This is a genomic window from Vibrio sp. 811 (genome assembly GCF_033339195.1).
Genome location: NZ_JAWOUB010000298.1, coordinates 1 through 779, shown reverse-complemented (window position 1 = coordinate 779; position 779 = coordinate 1). Strand labels below are relative to the sequence as shown.

The 779-nt window shown below is 48.5% G+C and carries 1 protein-coding gene; it reads right to left on the bottom strand.

Annotated elements, in window-relative coordinates; translation table 11 throughout:
- Nucleotides 1-447: SulP family inorganic anion transporter (locus tag R7Q46_RS26470; RefSeq protein ID WP_318078125.1), on the bottom strand; the 447-nt coding region annotated here is incomplete at its 3' end.
- Nucleotides 448-779 lie beyond the last annotated feature (332 nt).

Below are 779 nucleotides of genomic sequence, written 5' to 3'. Positions count from 1 at the left end.
CACGCCGTTGAGTAGCCCTAAGAGGATTGGGCGGGAAAGAAAGTCAGCAAAAATTCCCAGTTTGAAGCGGCTGGCCAGTACACACCAAATACCTGTCATGGCTGTCATGGTCATCACGAGCTGCCAGTGTTTGGTTGGGTCGCCAGCGGCAATTGGGGTAACGACGGCGGCGATGACGGCACAGGTTGCGGCGTCCGGGCCAACAATGAGTTGCCGGGAAGTGCCCATTAAAGCGTAAACCAGCATCGGCAGCACGCATGAGTAGAGGCCGACGATAGCAGAAACGCCAGTTAGCTGTGCATAAGCAATAGCAACAGGTAGTGCAACAGCAACAACAGAAAATGCTGCTCTAAAGTCATTCACGAGCCATTCTTTTTGATAGTTTTTAAGTTGAATGAGACCTGGGAACCACTGAGCGAATAAGAATCTAGCCAACAGATTTTCCATATATGTGGTTGAGATACGGTAAAGTATACATCGTTAATGGGTAAGGTCTGTGAGCTATTTATCACTCATATCGCGATCAATTGGTTTGGCTGTGGTTACAACGAGGGTCTGAGTGTGAGCATCGGATGCGTCGAAAGGGAAGGGGCGTTGTTTGGATTCAGAGCACAAGAAAACGGGAGCCAAAGCTCCCGTTTTTGTCTTTCTTATTGGCTTTTAAGCAACGCTATCCATTTGAGGGTAAAGTGGCTTTGCTGCCAATAGTTCCGGCTCAAAATCGTCAACGTTAATGGTATCGAGACGATGTTGCTCGGCTTCTCTCAGCAGTTCTGCTT